Here is a 16,505-nt window from a genome sequence, read left to right as displayed (position 1 = left end):
TGGTTGAGGCGTACCTAATTATTGTACGGGCTTTTTGCTACGCACAGTTTTAAAGCTGTCGGTTGGGCGGCAAATCCGCTGGTTTTCACTCGAAGAATAATCCGGTGACGCTCATCAGAGCCACCGCCAGCAGGAAACAGGCGGGAAAAGTAATCACCCAGGTGAGCAGGATTTGCCGCACCACGCGGGCACTGACAGATGCGTGCCGCTGGTTCACCCCCGCCCCGAGCGCCGAGGCGACCGCCAAATGCGAGGAAGAGAACGGCAGCTGCAGCACGAACTGCCCTGCCGCGAGCACCGCTGCGGTTGTTCCCTGGGCGATAGCCCCGCGGAGCGGGTCAAGGCGCACCATACGGTGGGTGAAGGTATACCCAATACGCCACCCGCCGGTCAAGGTACCCGCCGCGAGAATGGCGGCTACTAAGACGGCGCATACGATCATGAGAGTTGCCGAGGCTTTATCGAAACTGACTGCGGACGTGAACGGGGCGAGCACCCCAGAAAGCAACAGAAGCAGCAGGTAGCGCTGGCCGACCTGCAGCCCGTGTAATAGCGAGATGCCAGCAGTTGAGACGGCGAGAACTTCGCGGGAGGTACTATTGACCCGGTGCGGTGCGGTGCGTAATGCCAGCCGGTAGAACGGGAATACGAGCACCCAGGAGAGCAGGAACGTCAGCGGCGGCAGCAACAGTAGCGGGGCGAGGGCGGTGGTGAAGATGGTGTGCACAAACCCGTAGTTTTCAAACCCGTCGGTGTGGGCGTACCAGGCCACCCCGGCGAGCGCACCAATAAGCGCGTGGGTTGCGGAGGAGGGCATGCGCATCGCCCAAGTGATAGTGCCCCACGCCGCTGTGGTGGTTAGGGCGCACACGATACCAAGGAGGGTGGGTGTTCCTCCCGGGACAACAAGCCACGACGCCTCATATTCTTTTATCAGCATATACGCGAGGATGACCCCGGCGCCGTTAAAGAGCGCACTCACCACCAGCGCCGCCACGGGTGTCATGGCACGGGTACGTACCGGCACCGCGATCGCATTCGAGGCATTATGCACACCGGTGACAAAAATCGCGGCACAAAACGCCGCCACGCACAGCAGATACAGCAGGGTAGGCACGAGCTAGGACTCCTGCACAATAATGCGCCCAATTTCGGCTGAGACGTCGCGCATAGCGTTCGCGGCGGCGCTGAGGCGCGTAATGAACTTGGTGTAGCGGCGGTACCGTTCCATAGGGTAGCGGGCGGCCAGCTGCGCGTCGTACTCTTCGGCGGTGCGCACGGCTTGGCGGGATATGCGCAGCATGTCCATCCAGTAGGTGTCCAGCCCCCTGACGTCAATAAGTTTAGGGATCACCGCTTCGGTGAGCACCGCCTGCCGCTGAATAATGTCGAGAATGGCGGTGCTGTGCGTGGCGAACCCGTCAATACGGTGTAGATAGAGGATGTGCGCGGCACTGGTGAGCTCCTCCACCGCACTGGTGAGTTTACGGGCGAGCGTGTACAGGTCTTCACGCGGTAAAGGGGTGGCGAACGAGCTGCGCACAGAGGTGAGGGTCATAAAAAATAGTTCGGTGCAGCTGGCCTCGTGGGCGAGCATCCGCTCGAATAGGTCAGGGTAGTCGCTGGTGGGGGTGCCAACCATTTCCGAAAGGAGCGCCGCCGCGCCTGCAACCTGCGCCGAAATCTGCGCCAGTGACTGCAGTGAACTGTTTTCTTGCGGGAAGAGGCGTTGAAGCATATACCGATTCTATCTCTGTTGTGAACTTCGGCGGCTGGGTGTGGGTGCAAAAGAAGAGGCCAACGAATCCGCTGACCTCTTCGATACGTATGGGATGTCGGGTTGGGAGCGCCTCTCGGCGGAAGGCCGCTCGAAGCGGCAAATGATTTGGAGCCCGGGGCTACCTATTAGCAACCCGACATCTTGTAATCATTATCCCGCCCGTGCGGGGGCCTGTCAATGCCCAACACCGGTTTGCGGCGCATCGGGAAGTCTTACCTTTTTATGCTGCCAGCACCGAAAAATCAGCGTGCACGACCCGAAAAATATTAGAATCCTTCAAGTCCCCCATGTTGACGCCACAGCAGCGCCACAGCTTCTAAATCTTCAGCGATTTGCCCCAGCCTGCGCACCCGTTCGGGGATGCTTAACATGCGGTTCACGCCCTCGCGGCGCACCTCATGGCTGGGGGCGAGCGGTACATGCACTCCTGCGGCACGGGCTATGTCACCTGCGGCGTACTCGGCTCGTAAACCGAGCGCCACCACCCGCGCGAACGCGGCGAAACGCTCCAGGGCTATATCAACCTCACCCTCGTACACCCCCGCCAGGATACTGTCTGCTGTGGCCACTACCTCCCAGGCGCTGGGCGGGTCGGGCACGCCCGCGAGCACGTGTGAACGGTAGTCGTCCTCAAGCCCTTTAGCGAAGGCACGGCTAACCGCTGTTGCGTCACGGTGCACCGCATCCCGTAGCGAGTACATGCGCCACAGTGCCCCCGGTAAGGACTGGGCGGGGGCTGAGGCCCACATGAGCGCTAACGTTTCAAGCCCGTACTCGTCGGTGAAGTCCACGAGGCGTTGGGCCACCTGCGGGTCTGTGTTGGCGCGCCCACAGGCCAGTAAGACGCGCGCCGAGGCGTACGCCGCCTCATGCTGGGCGGCAGGGTTTTCACCACCGGCCTGCCGCTCAAAAATTTCGTGAGAAGCCAATACGGGCCGATGATAGCTGCGGGGCGTTGAAGAAACCATAGGTTCCTCAGTCTAACGCCGCAGCCACCGTGCGAACAGGGTCTTCGCTGACCGAAAACCTCACCCGAGGCCGTGTTTAGGGTTCGTCCGTGTGTAGTGTATAGTTGTACTGGAGCGCCTTTAGCTCAGTTGGTAGAGCTACGGACTTTTAATCCGCAGGTCGTGGGTTCGAGCCCCACAGGGCGCACTCTTCACCAGAGAACATCTGGTATGTCGCCCCTTTCGGTATGAAGCCGATAGGGGCGACTTTTTTCTTGCCTTACGTGTTCAAAGTATGAGGTTCCCTGTACCTGTAGTATCGTCACCAGAGCCCAATCAGCAGGAGGTGACCGTTTAAAAGCCCTCACCAGTGACTGAGCTACAGACCATGCCCTCTACCCAAACGGTTGCTGAGGCTATGAGCATTACCGGGGCGCTCGCTGGCCTGTAAGCGTCAGATGGGTTCTTTATAATGGCTTCAGCCCTACCCGACTCGACACACCGGCAGGAGAGCCTTGTGAGCAGCATCAGAAACCCCGAAAAAGTGACTATTCTGGCCACTGGCGGCACGATCGATAAGTTTTATTCGGTCGCGGGTACCCTCGATATTGGTGCACCGGCGGCCCAGAACCTTCTGGATCGGGTGATTACTGATATTAAGTTCGAGATCCGCCCGCTTATCGGTAAAGACAGCCTGGATATGACGGATGCAGACCGCGCGGAACTTGCCGCCGCCCTCAACGCGGTTCGTGATGAGCAGGTGATTATTACCCACGGCACCGACACGATGAGCGAAACCGCCCGTTACCTTGCGGAGCATGCGGATGTGGGACAGAAAACCGTGGTGCTTACCGGGGCTATGCAGCCAGCCGTTATGGCCCGTTCGGACGCCGGGTTTAACCTGGGTGCGGCACTGTCTGCCGTGAACCTGCTGCCGCCCGGCGTGTACATTAGTATGAGCGGACGTATTTTTCCCGCCGCGAGTGTGCGCAAAGACCGGGCCCGCGGAATTTTTGAGGGTTAAACCGCCGCACCGATGAGGCACCGGTAGGGAGGACCATGGCTGAGAACCCGCCAAGAATAACCCCGCCACAGGGAAACCCCGGGCGTACCTCACTTGATGAGGGGCTGTACGTGTTCCGGGTGGTACTGTTAGCTGGCCCGGCCCTGATCATGGCGTGGCAGGCCATCCGTTTGGCTGTGCCCATTATTGCTGCTATTCCGTTGGCGTACCTGGTGGGTCAAAGCTGGTGTGCGTGGGCGTACCATAAGGGGCGTTCGCCCAAGATCATTATGGTGGCGAACTATTTTAGTATTCTTGCCGCTCTTGTCCCCATGGCTCCGGTGGGGGCTCTGCTGCTGTCTCCTTCCGCCACGCAGGTTGTTCTTAACTACCTGTGGAGTTCGCCGCTGCTGGTGCCTTTGACGGTGGTGTGGATTCTCATAGAGCTGCCTATTGAGACCGTCTTTTCGTTATTTTATGCCCGCCGCAGCGGGCGCAGGCTGAGCATTATGGCTGAAGCGTCGGCTGCGTAGATTCGGTTGTTCAGGGGACGTGAACTCGGGGCTGTGCCGCGCCTCAAAGGTTGCTGTGTGTGGCCGCAATAGTGCCACGTTAAGGATACTGCCCGTGGTAGGGTAATGAGCATACGACGGCCTAGCGCCGTGTGAGGATGCTATACGAAAGGGGCGAGGGTGAGCGAAAACCCGCATTCCCATAATGATGAGGTTCAGGACTCCTCAGCCTCCGCCCCTGTGCATTCTACTGAGTATTCCCACGACGAGCAGACCGATGCGACCGTGCCGTTAACCCCCGAGTATGCTGCTGAGCTTCGGGAACCTAACGTCCCGGCCGATGCGGACGCTGCCGAGGTGACGGTCCCATGGGGCACCCACCCAAGCACCGACACCGCCGAGCGTAAGGGGGGCGAGGAGCCGGGCAGTGAATCCGCTGAGCTGGATGCAACCCGCCCGATGCCTCCGCTGCTGGATGAGCCGCAGTCTGGTGAACGTGGTGAGCTGGAACCTACCCGTGTTCTTCCTGCCGATACGAGCCTTGAGGACGTTGAGGCTGAGGCAACCCGGGTGCTTCCTGCGGACGGTACCCAGCCTCCGACGGACGCCACGAGGCCGCTGCCGCCGCACGGGCACCCTGACAGCACGGTAAACGGTGAGCTGGAGGGGCCTGCCGTAACGGGGGATCAGAATCAGGCACCTACCCGCTATCAGGCACCGGTGCGTCTGACGACCCCGCCACCGTTGCCGCAGCTGCCAGCGCCGATACCGCCGCACCAGGCGCCGCCGCCACAGCAACCGTATGTGCAGCATCCGGGGCCGCCGCAGTATATTCCGATGGTGCCGGTCATACCGGTGGTGCCCGTTATGCCTGTGGCGCAGTACCCTGCGGCGCTGCCGAATGTGTCCCCACAGGCGCTTGCCCGCGGGCAGCGGGGGTTACGGAACACCCTGTGTGTGCGCCTGCTGGTGCTGGCCGTGATCGCCCTGATTGAAACCTCAATTATTGCCCAGTACACGCGTGAGATGGCAATGGCCTTTGGGGTGCTTGCCGTGCTTTACGCCGTGGTGCAGGTATGGCCCTTGATACGCCCGCCCCGCAATAACTCTGATGCCTCCGTATATATTGCGTGGGGTGTTTTCTCAATGATTAGTTTTGTGGGGGTGGGGCTACTGCTGGCGCCCATTACGCTGATGCTTTTGGTGCTTGACTGGAGGGGTATTTCGCTGGGAATGGACCCCATGCTGATACTGTGTGTCTTGGCCGTGCTGTGGCTTCTTGAGGTGATCCTGTTATCGGTAACCCTCTACCGTTTTGGGAGCCTGCGCATGATGCTCACCCAGCAGGCGCCGCTCATGGACTACCTCAATACACATGGGCGGTAGATGCGTGCTCGGGAATCTCTCAAGTTATATAGTATTGAACACAACATAGTGCATGAATCCGTATTTTCGGATGTCTCTTGTTCTGTAGCCGCACTCTGTTAGAGTGAAAAGGTAATCATCTATAGGATGTGAGACGTATTCTGTACTCTATAAGAACCACGTCGGGATCGGACAGATCCCACACACCGCGAAAAGCACCGAGAAACCGGGGCTAAGGAGAACAACACCGATGAGCGAACAGTACGGCCAGGGCTCTGGCTCCCAGCAGTATGGGAACCGGGGCCAGTATGGGCAGCAACCACCTCAGTATGGGAGCCAGCCCCAGTACCAGCAGCAACAGCAGCAGGGGAACCAGGGCGCAAATAATGGGTACTCCCCGTACGCCGACCAGCCGACAGTGCCGCTAAGTTCCTTCACGTCGCAGGGGAACCAGGAGCAGCAGTCCCAGCCGGGTTCTGGCCAGCCCCAACAGCAGAGCCAGCAGGGCCAGGGGTATAACGCGTACGCATCCGGTGCGGGCGCCAATAACACTAATAAGCCGTACCAGCAGTCTCAGCCTTCGTATGCGGGGAACCAGCAGCAGGGCTACCAGCAGTCTCAGCAGGGGTCTGGGCAGCAGCAGAACCAGCAGGGCCAGTTCGCAGCCTCAGCTTACAATGCTTCTCCCGGCGCTTCAGCTTCCCCAACGGCACCGCCGCCGTCAATGCCCGGCAGCGTGAAAATGGCACGCACGTTTGGGTTTGTTGCGGCTGCCCTGGTGCTGGTAGACATTATTTTGGGTGTTGTGCTCAATACGATGTCTGCTTCATCAATGTTCATTGTTTCGCTCCTTCTGAATATTGTGGCTTTGGGCGGCCTCGTTGCTATGGCCGTGATGCTCCGTACCGCTAACCCGCTGATTCGGATCGGGTTGAGCGTGCTCTCGGGTATTATCGCGGGCGGGAGCTTGGTGAGCCTCATCATGGCGTTCATGAAGATCGGTGAGGTCAGCAACGCCTCGAATGAGGGGCTGCTCCCTGACGGTTATATGGCCGTGGCATACGGCAGCCTGGGTGTTGCGGTGCTCATTGTTTTGGCGAACATCGCGGTAATTGCGATGCTGTGGGTTTCTGGTTCTAGCGAGTTCTTCGCCCGGGGTGCGGCACAGAAGGCCGAGGCTCAAAACGCTGCGCAAGCTCAGAACGCGGCACAGCCTCAGCCGGGTTACCCCAACCAGCCGGGTGCCCAGTACGGTCAGCAGGGCCAGGCTTCTTCGCCGCAGGGCGCGCAGGGGCAAAACCAAAATGCGGGTGCACAGAGCCAGCAGAGTTCCGCTCAGCAGCAAGGTTTTGCTGCTCAGCAGGGCACCGCCCAGCAGCAGTATGGCCAGTCAGGTGCAGCGTCATCGGCGCAGCAGTCTAACCAGGCTTCACAGCAGTACGGTCAGCAGCAGAACCGCTACCAGGCACCTTCTCAGGGGGCCCAGCAGTACGGTCAGCAGTCATCATCTTCCCAGTCTTCGCAGGGGCAGTACCAGCCGCAGGGTCAGGGTGCTCAGTCGTCCCAGTCTTCTTCGCAGAGCGGGTACGCTGGCGGTTATGGGCAGGGTTCCTCCGGGCAGTCTCAGAATGCTCAGAGTTCCTCTTCTCAAAACACCCAGTCGCAGGGGTACGCTTCCCAGGCGCAGTCCCAGCAGCAATATGGCCAGCAGGGGCAGTACTCGGGGTATCAGAAGCCGCAGACTTCTTACCAGCAGTATCAGGCTCAGCAGGCGCAGTCAGCTTCGTCCTCACCCGCCGCTTCAGCCCAGTCAGCTGCCGCTCAGGACGATCCGGACGCGACCGTTCCACTGAGCCAGAAATCGTATGAGGCGTACACCTCTCCTCAGCAGTCGTCCTCTTCGTCTCAGCCGCAGGATAAGGATAAGGACCCGTCCAAGCCGCAGGCTGCTGCCGAGTCGTCTTCCTCCTCATCGGCGCAGCAGAGCCAGGGTGAGGATCAGCCGTTGGAGCCGGAGCCGGAGACTTCTCAGGTGCCCCTGCTCTCCCAAGGTTCCTCATCTTCGCAGAGCTCTGAGTCTTCCCAGAGTTCTTCGCAGTCGCAGCAGTCCCAGCTGCAGCAGCCGCAGAAGGACTCAGTATCTGCTCTGGATGCTGACTCGGATGCGACCGTGCCGCTGAGCCAGAGCTCCTATGACGCTTATAACTCCATTACCCAGCCGCACGCCGCTCCCCGGCAGTCAGCGGGTTCTTCGCAGGGACAGTACCAGCCGCAGGCTCAGAACCAGGGTTCGGCACAGCCGTCGCAGAACGCCCAGAGCCAGAGTTCGCAGCCTCAAGCTGCTCAGGGGCAGTCTTCTCAAGGGCAGCCGCAGCAGCCTTCGCAGAGCGGCTATCCTGCTGGTTACCAGCAGCAGGGGTACGCTGCTGCACAGCCTCAGCAGAATATGCAGGGCTACCCGGCGGGTCAGCAGGGTGCGCAGCATCAGCAAGGCTATGCTTCGGCGGCACAGCCCCAGCAGCAGTATGGCCAGCAGGGGCAGTACCAGGGGTATCAGCAGCCGCAGCAGTACCAGCAGCAGGCCCAGGCTCAGGCTGGCTACTACCAGCAGCCGTACCAGTACCAGGCACGTCCTCAGCAGGGCCAGTTTCAAGGGTACGGCTACCAGCAGCCGCAGGCTCCGCAGCAGCCCGGTTCCCAGCAGGAGCAGAAGAGCGGTGACACCAATCAGTCACAGCCCCAGCAGCCTGGGCAGACTTCTGCGCAGAACAACCAGTCGCAGGGTAAGTCTGAGAACGGCTAGTATGCGCGAAATAGCGTAGCGTCTTAAATTCCCCGCCCGTCGGATGACCGATGGGCGGGGAAATTTCGTGTTGTTAGGCAATAAAAGTATCGATAGTAGACATCGAGTTGGTACCCTAACTAACAGTCAGGGTATACAGAAACCTTAAGGAGTGGAGCGGTGCCGAATACGCAACCGGCTCAGCAGCCGGTGATCCCCAGCGGTGGAGGTCTTGAACGAGTCTACGCTTTACTTCCCGCGCAGCGCCCGGCACCGCTGATCCCCGTGTACCTTGCTGCGGCACTCATCGCCTGCCAGGTGGTGATGTGGCAGGTGCTGGCCTGCAATATTCTTTTCACAGTGCAGTACCCCATTAATGCCCTCTCCGAGAGTCAGGCGAAGGCCATGGAGCAGATCCAGCAGTATTACCCGGCACTGGTGACCGGGCTGGGCATTATGTTTATCACGGGCATGCACATGTTTCTTCTGCTGAAGTACCTGCAGGGTCACCGCTGGGCTGCCCTGGTGCTTACGGTGCTTGAGCTGCTTGGTATGCTGTGTGCCCTGTCGATGGTGCTCATCGTGGGTGTGCTCATGTCTCAGCTTAACGGTGCCTCGTCTGAGCAGGTGGATTATTTGCTGGGGTCTTCGTCCCCGCTGTACCTGCCCGTGTACGCCGGGATGCCGTACCTGGTGATGAGCGTTATCGCGCTTGCGCTGCTGTGGAGCAGGGCCAGCCGCGCTTACACCGATGCCCGTAGTGCCTGGCGGCTGCGTCACCGGCTGCGTGAGCTGGAGGAACAGTGCGACCTTCTGATGCAGGCGCAGGCTGCTCAAGCTGAGATAGCTAAAGATACGTAAAGATTTAAAACTATTTCAAACAATAACGTTAATATTCATGTGTTTAGAATCTCTCTGGTGGTAAAGTAAAGAAGAACGTGCCACCCATTGTGAATTTGTGCGGCATGCCCAACCAAGGAGAAAACACATGAGCGATCAGTACGGGAATTTCCAGGGGGTGCCGCAGACCCCGGCCCCTGCACCCTACCAGCAGCCACCGTACGGCAGACTGGACAAAGGCTACCCTGCAGCTGCGCAGAAGCCGCGTCCTGGTATCACCGTTATGTTGGCTCTTGCGGCCATACTGGTCTTGGTCGCGCTGCGAATTGTGGACTTCTTCCTTGCTGCGTCTATAGATTCTCTTGACGCATCAAGCTGGCGCTCTCTTCTATTCACAATTTTTTACATAGCATGCGGTTGCCAGGTGTATCTGGGGAGGCGTTCGGGCTCTATTGTCCAGACGATATTATCGGCGCTTGCAATCGCCGTGAATTTAACCTACCTGCCTGATGCGATAAAGGCTAAAGAAGCGATAGACATACTCGCTCCCGAGTATTCCGGCACGGTAACTATGGTTATTCTGCTGACGATTGTTTCTATGGTGTTCAGCGTTATTGCCATTGTTTTGCTGTGGCTTCCGGGTACCCTTCAGTACTATAAAGAGACTGCTTTGTACCGCCAGGCCCAAGCTGGGCAAGCAGCCCCGCAGTTTCCTGTGCAGGGGCAGCCGCAGCAGCCAATGCCTCCGCAGCAAGGATACAACCAGCAGTACGGGCAGCAGCACCCGAACCAGCCGCCTCAGTATCCTCAGCAATAATCTCACTATACAGGTGTGTAATATGCTCACACGTGGGCGCCGCCCTAATACACAGGGCGTCCACGTGTGGGGCTATGGCGGTGTGCACAAGCATAGGGTGATATGCAGGGGTGCAGCTGACATAATGAGAAGAGAATCCCCGTTGCCGTTGTGCACGAGTGAAAAGGAAAACTTTTGGAACAGCACCCTCCCCAGCCATCGGAATATCAACAGTACGCGTCGCAGAATGTTTACGGGTACCAACAGGTGGTGACCGAAAAACCGGAGCGCAATAAGACCGTTAATATTGGGCTGATGCTCCTGTACATCTACATAGGGATAACAGTTCTAAGCACCGCTCTTGAGGTAGTTATCTCGTTCGCCACCAACAGGTATGAGCATCTGGCTGAGCTTCAGAACTATGACAGTTATAGCAGCGGCGTCACCATTGATACTGGCACCTATACAGCTATGGTAATTACTATAACCATCATTATGCTGGTCGTTAAGGTCAGCCTGATGGTTCTGTTCACTCTCATGTACCGTGCTGGGCGCACATGGGCGCGCATATTGAGCGCTGTCCTTGCGATCCTTGCCGCATTGCAAAGCTTGTGGGGGTTAATCTCTATCCCATTTCTTGCCGCTGTTGACCCCGGCATTGTACCGGACTACATGCATTCTGCGGTGGTGGCGGCTAGGGACACTGCTATTTTCACTTTTGCTTTCAATGCTGTGGGCGGTGCCAACGCAGTCGCAATCGCCATTTTCCTGCTGAAGAAAGAAGCCTCTGAGTACACCGCACAGTACGCAGCGTGGCGCACCTACCGCAGGAGCGCCACCGAGCACGCTATCTACGGGTCGCAGCAGATGCGGTACTAGTTAGGCGCCGAGTCTTCTGCCGGTAACCGGCGGAAGGAGCTTCGCAGCTTTTTCGGTGCTTAAGAGAAGTGCCGCAGATGCTGGCTGCGCACATCTTGGCGGCAGGTACCTGCCTGGCTCAAGAGGCAGGGTTTGGTACGGTGGTAGGGAGAGAACCTGTAGCACGTTCATAAGGAGAGAGTCATGAGCCACGACTTTCCCAACCCGCAGAATTCTCACCCCCAGGCTCAGCACCACAGGGGCGCAGCACCCCACGGTGCTGCCGATTTAAGTGCTCTAGGCCCGCACGGGACACCGGAACATTACGAGACGCATCAGGTTTATGAGCACCTGCCCACTGAGCCTTCGCGGCCTTCCGCCCAGGTGCGGCTGAGCATAAAACTCATCTATGCGCATGCTGTACTCATAGTGGTGCACGGTGTGGTGAGTTTCTACCGTGACACGATCCCCACCAGCACTACAGTGTACGCCCAGCACGGCGCCGCAGCCATGGACGTCACGATTGGGAAGATTGCCGTTTTGTACGCGGTCATCACCCTCGTGCTGGTGGCCACCAATATTCTGGTGGGAGTGTTCTACTCGCGGGGGTACACGTGGGCGCGTATTACTGCGGCGGTGCTGGCCATACTTGGTGCCATGAATAACCTCCTCCTTGGCCTGCTAACCCTCATTGGCGTGTTCGAGCTTTTTGCGGCGCTTTCGCGGGCGTCAGATTCGGCAGACCCCGGGTACATTGAAGCGTACCGTTACGCCACCATTTTTGTGGTGGCTTCGGCGGTACTGTACCTGGTGGGGCTGCTGCTGTGCATCATTATCGCCGTGTACATGTTCAAGCCGCAGGCGGCGGCATTTACTACGAACTGGGGCATGTGGCGTGCCTACCAGAAGAACCCCAGCATGTACGTTCAAATACCGCCAGCGCATTTTTAGCACCTGGCGGGCCGGCAGCTAGGTGGGGTGTCTTCGACCCTGCTCTCACGGTGGCTGCGGTATCTGGTTTATGCATATGGGGCGTTATTTCCCCTTAGCGGGGCGGTATTTTTGGTAGGGTGGAGACGACAGTCACTACATTTACCCCGTGAAGGAATACACCATGAGCCAGTACCCGCCGCCCTACGGTCAGCCTCAACAGCAGCTGCCGAGTTATGCTCAGCCCCCCGGGTCTTCCGGGTATTATGGGGCACCGATCGGGCAGCAGCAGTTTCACATGCCTGTGCCGGATGAACCTCCGCAGAGCAATAAGAAGGTGAACTTCGGTGTGCGCCTTATCTATATCTATGTCGGGTGTCTGGTAGTGGGCCTGATCGTGGATTTTCTGCCCGGCTACCAAAACGATGGTGACCAGGTAGGGGAAGTAATATCACGCGGGGCGCCGCTCGTCGTTAATATGCTGATAACTGCGGTGTCGATTACAGTGGCGATTGTGGTCGCCACGTTCTATAAGAAAGGGTATACGGCGGCGCGGATCACAGCCGGAGTGCTCGCTATTGTGCAGGGGCTTTTCCTGCTTATGCAGGTAGCATTGGCTACAGTGGCGATTCTTGTGGCGTGGACGCTCATCTCTGACGCAGATAAAGACAATGTATTTAGGGTAGCATCCGAGAACCCCTTGGCTGTTGCTGCCTTCATAGCAGCGGTACTGCTGATGCTGATAAAACTGGTGCTGTGCATCATGATTACCTGCAGCGTGTTCAAATCTGAGCCCAGCAAATTCACTGCCGACTGGGGTGCATGGCGTAACTATCAGAACAGTGTGGCGCTCACCCAGCAGGTTCAGACATATGCTCCGCAGCAGCCCACCGCACCCGGGTTTTCTGCCCCTGCTGCGGCAGCGCCCAACCACTATGAGGCGTACAGCCAGCAGAACAGCCGTCACGAGAGTGACAAGAACGAGGGCCCTAAACTTAACTAGTGCTTGTACGCTTGCGGGTTATCGCAGGTGAGGTGTACCGCCTCCACGCCCACAACCGTTGAATGACTGGAGAAGGCATCAAAAAGGTGGCCTATGTCGCCGGTGAGCACCCACTGGCGGCCCAGGTGACCGCACAGTTGAAGAAGCCCATACACGTGGTGCTCCCAGCTGTGTATGGGCTGCTGAATCTCAAAAATATTCTTATCCCGCGCGGTGACAGTCAGGTTCAGCTCCGTGAGCTCTCGCCGTACCCTATTCAGCACGCGTTCGGCGGCCGCATCGGATGCGGCCGCTAGAAAGAACGTCAGCCGGGTAGTCGCTATCATCAGTGGCCTTACATCTGCGCGCGGCCCCCCACTGAGGAAATAACGAGAAAGTAATTCCCAATAGGGGCCGCCGCAAGTACAGCAGCAGCGAAAACTATTCGCTCAGAGCCTTCTGCTCTTTCTTACGGCCACGTATGTACTCAATAGCCACCGGAACCACCGAGACCAGCACAATAATCACGGCAAGAAGCTCAATGTTCTTGTGCACAAACTCGATACCGCCCAGCAGCACCCCGGCAGTCCCAATCAAGCCGATCCACAGCACCGCACCCAGAATATTCCACAGGTTAAACTTACGGCGCGGGTACGAAGAAATACCGGCCGCCAGCGACACGAACGTGCGCACAATCGGCACGAAACGCCCCAACACCAGCGCCACCCCGCCGCGCTTAGCGAAAAACTCCTCAGCCGCGTGCAGGTTCTTAGTGCTCAAAAACTTCGCGTCATCCTTGAACAGGTTACGTCCGTAACGGGCGCCCAACTGGTACCCCACCTCGCCGCCAGCGACGGCGGCAACAATCAGCACCGGGAACGCCAGCCACAGCGAAAGCCCCATACGGTCATGCAGCATGCCGAGAGCAAAAATAAGCGAATCACCCGGCAAAACCGGGAACAGCACGCCGGACTCAATAAACACGATGATCGCCGAGACCACCAGCACCCACGGGCCGGTGCTAATAAGAATATCCTCAAGATTAAAACCGAGAAGCGCCACGGGCATATGCGCAACCAGCGCAGAGGCGAGAAGAGACATCACAATCCTGAAACGTAAATAGGTCTATAAAAGTCAGTGTGCGCGGTGCGCAATAGCAACAGCCTAACCCCCGTACCTGAGGAACGGGTAACGGCACACTATGCGGAAGCTGTGTAACACTGTGCCCAATTCTACCTGTAGCGAGCAGGAAAACACATAACCAGTGTCCTGCCGCCACCGTGATACGCACCGCCTCAGACACAGCCAACCAGCTGACTCCCAAGCAGTAAAGACAGGTGGTGCTGGAAGCAGAACCCCGCACCAGCACCGCCCCATCAGCAAGGTGCCGCCCCGCCCTCAACAGACAGTAGCGAGCACCAATACCACTACAATAGAAGCCTTTTCTGACATGATGGAAAGACAACCATGAACCCGCACCCCAAGAAGGCACCGTGAACAATAACCACCTTGCGAGCCCACAGGCGCAGCCTCTGCCCACGCGCGCCCGCACCCTACTAGCTGCGCTCACCAACAACCCACACGCCGCCTTCCATACCGGGCAGTACCAGGCGATCGAAGCGCTCGTGGCACACCGCCGCCGCGTGCTCGTCGTCCAACGCACCGGGTGGGGAAAATCCGCCGTCTACTTCATCGCCGCCCTGCTGCTGCGCGAACAAGGGGCCGGGCCGGCACTCATTATCTCCCCGCTGCTCGCCCTCATGCGCGACCAAGTGGCCGCCGCAGAACGCGCCGGGGTGCGCGCCGCCATGCTTAACTCCTCCAACGTGACCGACTGGGACGACATCCGCACCCGCCTAGAATCCGACCAGATCGATGTGCTCCTCATCAGCCCCGAAAGGCTCAACAACCCCGCCTTCCGCGACGAATGGCTGCCGCAGCTCGCCCCCCGCCTCGGGCTGCTCGTAGTGGACGAGGCGCACTGCATCTCAGACTGGGGGCACGACTTTCGCCCCGACTACCGGCGCATCGGTCGGCTCATTGACGACCTGCCGCCGCGCATACCCGTGCTCGCCACCACCGCAACCGCCAATGAGCGCGTGGGCGCAGACATCGCAGAGCAGCTTGCTGCGCATCCGCCAACCGGCCGCACCCCAGACCCAGACAACGCCGAACCGCAAAAAGTACTCACCCTACGCGGCCCCCTCACCCGAGACTCCCTCCGGCTGGGGGTGCTGCACCTGAAGGAGCCCGCAGAACGCATCGGCTGGCTCATCGCGCACCTGAACACCCTACCCGGCTCCGGCATTATCTACACCCTCACCGTATCGGCGGCGCAAGACACCGCCCGCGCGCTGGCTAACGCCGGGTACCGGGTTTTGCCCTACACCGGCGGTATGGACGCTGAAGAACGCATCACCGCCGAAGAGGCACTCAAAAACAACCAGGTAAAAGCCCTCGTGGCGACCAGCGCCCTCGGCATGGGGTTCGACAAACCCGACCTGGGGTTCGTGGTGCACCTGGGGGCGCCCTCCTCCGCGGTCAGCTACTACCAGCAGGTAGGGCGCGCCGGCCGCGGGGCCATTAACGCCGACGTGCTGCTGCTGCCCGGCCCCGAAGACACCGCCATCTGGGAATACTTCGCCACCGCCTCAATGCCGGACGAAACCAACGCCCACGCCGTGCTCACCGCCCTCGCTGAAGAACCTGAGGGGCTCTCAATTCCCGCCCTGGAATCCCGTGTGCAGCTGCGCCGCACCACCCTGGAGCTGCTGCTTAAAGTGCTCAGTGTTGAAGGGGCCGTACACAAAAATAAGTCGCGGTGGGCCAGCACCGGTACGCCCTGGACGTACGATGCAGCCCGCTACGAGGCGGTGGCACGCGCCCGAGTGGCCGAGCAGAAAGCCATGCTCGCCTACGAAAACACCACCACCTGCCGTATGGTGTTTCTCGCCCGTGAGCTTGACGATAACACCGCAGAACCCTGCGGCACCTGCGATACCTGCACCGAACCCTGGTATCCGCGTACCGTCCCGCAGGAGGCGCTCACCGCCGCCACCGGCTCCCTCACCGCAGCAGGGGTGGAGATCACCCCGCGTAAACAGTGGGCCTCTGGGCTGAGTAAGCTGGTGGGGGATACCGCGCCCGCCGGAACCCGCATCCCCGCCGATGAGCAGGCAAACACAGGGTATGCGCTGGCCCGCCTGAGCGACCTGGGGTACGGGGCGCAGCTGCGTGAACTGTTCACAACCGACGCCCAGGGCACCCCGCACGACGCCCCCACACCCGCGCCCCTCGGTAAGGCGTGCGTGAATGTGCTCGCCGCCTGGGACTGGGGCGACACGGGCCGCCCCGCCGCCGTGCTGACCGTGCCCTCGCCGGTGCGCCCGCAGCTTGCACGTTCACTGGGGGAAGGACTGGCAGGTGTGGGGAAACTAGCCTACCTGGGAGAGGCCGTGCTCACCGACACTCCACGGTTTTTCGGCGGCAATAGTGCGTTTCGGTGCGCGGATGCCCTGCGCTGCTACACGCTGCCAGACCGGGTGCGTGACTACCTGCATGAGCATCAGGTGCCGGTGCTGCTAGTGAGCGAACTGGTGGATTCGCGCTGGGCCTTCACGGTGCTTGCACGCGAACTGCGGCGTGCGGGCGCGAGCGCAGTGTACCCGTTTGCGCTCGCCTACAACGGGTAAAGCCTATCGGATAGGGGA

General features: G+C 59.5%; 15 protein-coding genes and 1 tRNA gene. 11 read left to right on the top strand and 5 right to left on the bottom strand.

What is annotated here, in order from left to right; all coding sequences use genetic code 11:
* Positions 1 to 85: 85 nt before the first annotated feature.
* From D8M23_RS07545 to D8M23_RS07535, 3 genes are all read right to left on the bottom strand, one after another.
* Complete coding sequence (locus D8M23_RS07545) at positions 86 to 1,117, bottom strand: inorganic phosphate transporter (RefSeq protein ID WP_126854284.1); 1,032 nt, start codon at positions 1,115 to 1,117, stop codon at positions 86 to 88.
* 3 nt (positions 1,118 to 1,120) lie between these two features.
* Positions 1,121 to 1,738, bottom strand: a complete 618-nt coding sequence (locus D8M23_RS07540; protein WP_006888432.1) for a DUF47 domain-containing protein — start codon at positions 1,736 to 1,738, stop codon at positions 1,121 to 1,123.
* A 308-nt stretch (positions 1,739 to 2,046) separates the two neighbouring features.
* The gene (locus D8M23_RS07535) at positions 2,047 to 2,748 is read right to left on the bottom strand and encodes a histone acetyltransferase (RefSeq protein ID WP_126854283.1); all 702 of its coding nucleotides are present in this window, start codon (positions 2,746 to 2,748) and stop codon (positions 2,047 to 2,049) included.
* Between the two features lie 114 nt (positions 2,749 to 2,862).
* On the opposite strand from D8M23_RS07535, the gene D8M23_RS07530 reads away from it, so the two are divergent.
* The 10 genes from D8M23_RS07530 to D8M23_RS07485 all read left to right on the top strand — a co-directional run bounded on the left by D8M23_RS07530 (position 2,863) and on the right by D8M23_RS07485 (position 12,816).
* Positions 2,863 to 2,935, top strand: a tRNA-Lys gene (locus D8M23_RS07530).
* A gap of 309 nt (positions 2,936 to 3,244) precedes the next feature.
* The gene (locus tag D8M23_RS07525) at positions 3,245 to 3,751 is read left to right on the top strand and encodes an asparaginase domain-containing protein (RefSeq protein ID WP_126854282.1); all 507 of its coding nucleotides are present in this window, start codon (positions 3,245 to 3,247) and stop codon (positions 3,749 to 3,751) included.
* A 35-nt stretch (positions 3,752 to 3,786) separates the two neighbouring features.
* Entirely contained in the window at positions 3,787 to 4,263 is a 477-nt protein-coding gene (locus D8M23_RS07520) for a hypothetical protein (RefSeq protein WP_037233027.1), read from the top strand.
* A 159-nt stretch (positions 4,264 to 4,422) separates the two neighbouring features.
* Entirely contained in the window at positions 4,423 to 5,628 is a 1,206-nt protein-coding gene (locus D8M23_RS07515; protein ID WP_126854281.1) for a hypothetical protein, read from the top strand.
* A 229-nt stretch (positions 5,629 to 5,857) separates the two neighbouring features.
* Positions 5,858 to 8,410 (top strand): MFS transporter, encoded by a 2,553-nt coding sequence (locus D8M23_RS07510; RefSeq protein WP_126854280.1) that lies wholly within the window; start codon positions 5,858 to 5,860, stop codon positions 8,408 to 8,410.
* Positions 8,411 to 8,569: 159 nt separating this feature from the next.
* Entirely contained in the window at positions 8,570 to 9,250 is a 681-nt protein-coding gene (locus D8M23_RS07505; RefSeq protein ID WP_052029750.1) for a hypothetical protein, read from the top strand.
* A gap of 127 nt (positions 9,251 to 9,377) precedes the next feature.
* A complete protein-coding gene (locus D8M23_RS07500) occupies positions 9,378 to 10,046 on the top strand; it encodes a hypothetical protein (protein WP_126854279.1) in 669 nt (222 codons plus the stop codon).
* 174 nt (positions 10,047 to 10,220) lie between these two features.
* The gene (locus D8M23_RS07495; protein WP_126854278.1) at positions 10,221 to 10,904 is read left to right on the top strand and encodes a hypothetical protein; all 684 of its coding nucleotides are present in this window, start codon (positions 10,221 to 10,223) and stop codon (positions 10,902 to 10,904) included.
* Positions 10,905 to 11,087: 183 nt separating this feature from the next.
* The gene (locus D8M23_RS07490) at positions 11,088 to 11,834 is read left to right on the top strand and encodes a hypothetical protein (RefSeq protein ID WP_126854277.1); all 747 of its coding nucleotides are present in this window, start codon (positions 11,088 to 11,090) and stop codon (positions 11,832 to 11,834) included.
* A 163-nt stretch (positions 11,835 to 11,997) separates the two neighbouring features.
* The gene (locus tag D8M23_RS07485) at positions 11,998 to 12,816 is read left to right on the top strand and encodes a hypothetical protein (protein WP_126854276.1); all 819 of its coding nucleotides are present in this window, start codon (positions 11,998 to 12,000) and stop codon (positions 12,814 to 12,816) included.
* Here the strand turns inward: D8M23_RS07485 and D8M23_RS07480 are convergent.
* Complete coding sequence (locus D8M23_RS07480) at positions 12,813 to 13,142, bottom strand: hypothetical protein (RefSeq protein ID WP_126854275.1); 330 nt, start codon at positions 13,140 to 13,142, stop codon at positions 12,813 to 12,815. The two genes, D8M23_RS07485 and D8M23_RS07480, sit on opposite strands and share 4 nt — an antisense overlap.
* Before the next feature lie 94 nt (positions 13,143 to 13,236).
* A complete protein-coding gene (locus tag D8M23_RS07475) occupies positions 13,237 to 13,896 on the bottom strand; it encodes a DedA family protein (protein ID WP_006888429.1) in 660 nt (219 codons plus the stop codon).
* A 392-nt stretch (positions 13,897 to 14,288) separates the two neighbouring features.
* On the opposite strand from D8M23_RS07475, the gene D8M23_RS07470 reads away from it, so the two are divergent.
* On the top strand, positions 14,289 to 16,487 hold the full coding sequence (locus tag D8M23_RS07470; RefSeq protein WP_126854274.1) for a RecQ family ATP-dependent DNA helicase: 2,199 nt from the start codon (positions 14,289 to 14,291) through the stop codon (positions 16,485 to 16,487).
* Positions 16,488 to 16,505 lie beyond the last annotated feature (18 nt).

This window comes from Rothia sp. HSID18067, assembly GCF_003989445.1.
GTDB lineage: Bacteria > Actinomycetota > Actinomycetes > Actinomycetales > Micrococcaceae > Rothia > Rothia aeria.
This window is presented reverse-complemented; position numbering and strand designations above follow the sequence as displayed.

Coding starts and splice junctions, on each gene's coding strand:
- D8M23_RS07540 (WP_006888432.1), bottom strand. CDS start 1,738: ATGCTTCAACGCCTCTTCCCGCAAGAAAACAGTTCACTGCAGTCACTG.
- D8M23_RS07535 (WP_126854283.1), bottom strand. CDS start 2,748: ATGGTTTCTTCAACGCCCCGCAGCTATCATCGGCCCGTATTGGCTTCT.
- D8M23_RS07520 (WP_037233027.1), top strand. CDS start 3,787: ATGGCTGAGAACCCGCCAAGAATAACCCCGCCACAGGGAAACCCCGGG.
- D8M23_RS07510 (WP_126854280.1), top strand. CDS start 5,858: ATGAGCGAACAGTACGGCCAGGGCTCTGGCTCCCAGCAGTATGGGAAC.
- D8M23_RS07500 (WP_126854279.1), top strand. CDS start 9,378: ATGAGCGATCAGTACGGGAATTTCCAGGGGGTGCCGCAGACCCCGGCC.
- D8M23_RS07490 (WP_126854277.1), top strand. CDS start 11,088: ATGAGCCACGACTTTCCCAACCCGCAGAATTCTCACCCCCAGGCTCAG.
- D8M23_RS07485 (WP_126854276.1), top strand. CDS start 11,998: ATGAGCCAGTACCCGCCGCCCTACGGTCAGCCTCAACAGCAGCTGCCG.
- D8M23_RS07480 (WP_126854275.1), bottom strand. CDS start 13,142: ATGATAGCGACTACCCGGCTGACGTTCTTTCTAGCGGCCGCATCCGAT.
- D8M23_RS07475 (WP_006888429.1), bottom strand. CDS start 13,896: ATGTCTCTTCTCGCCTCTGCGCTGGTTGCGCATATGCCCGTGGCGCTT.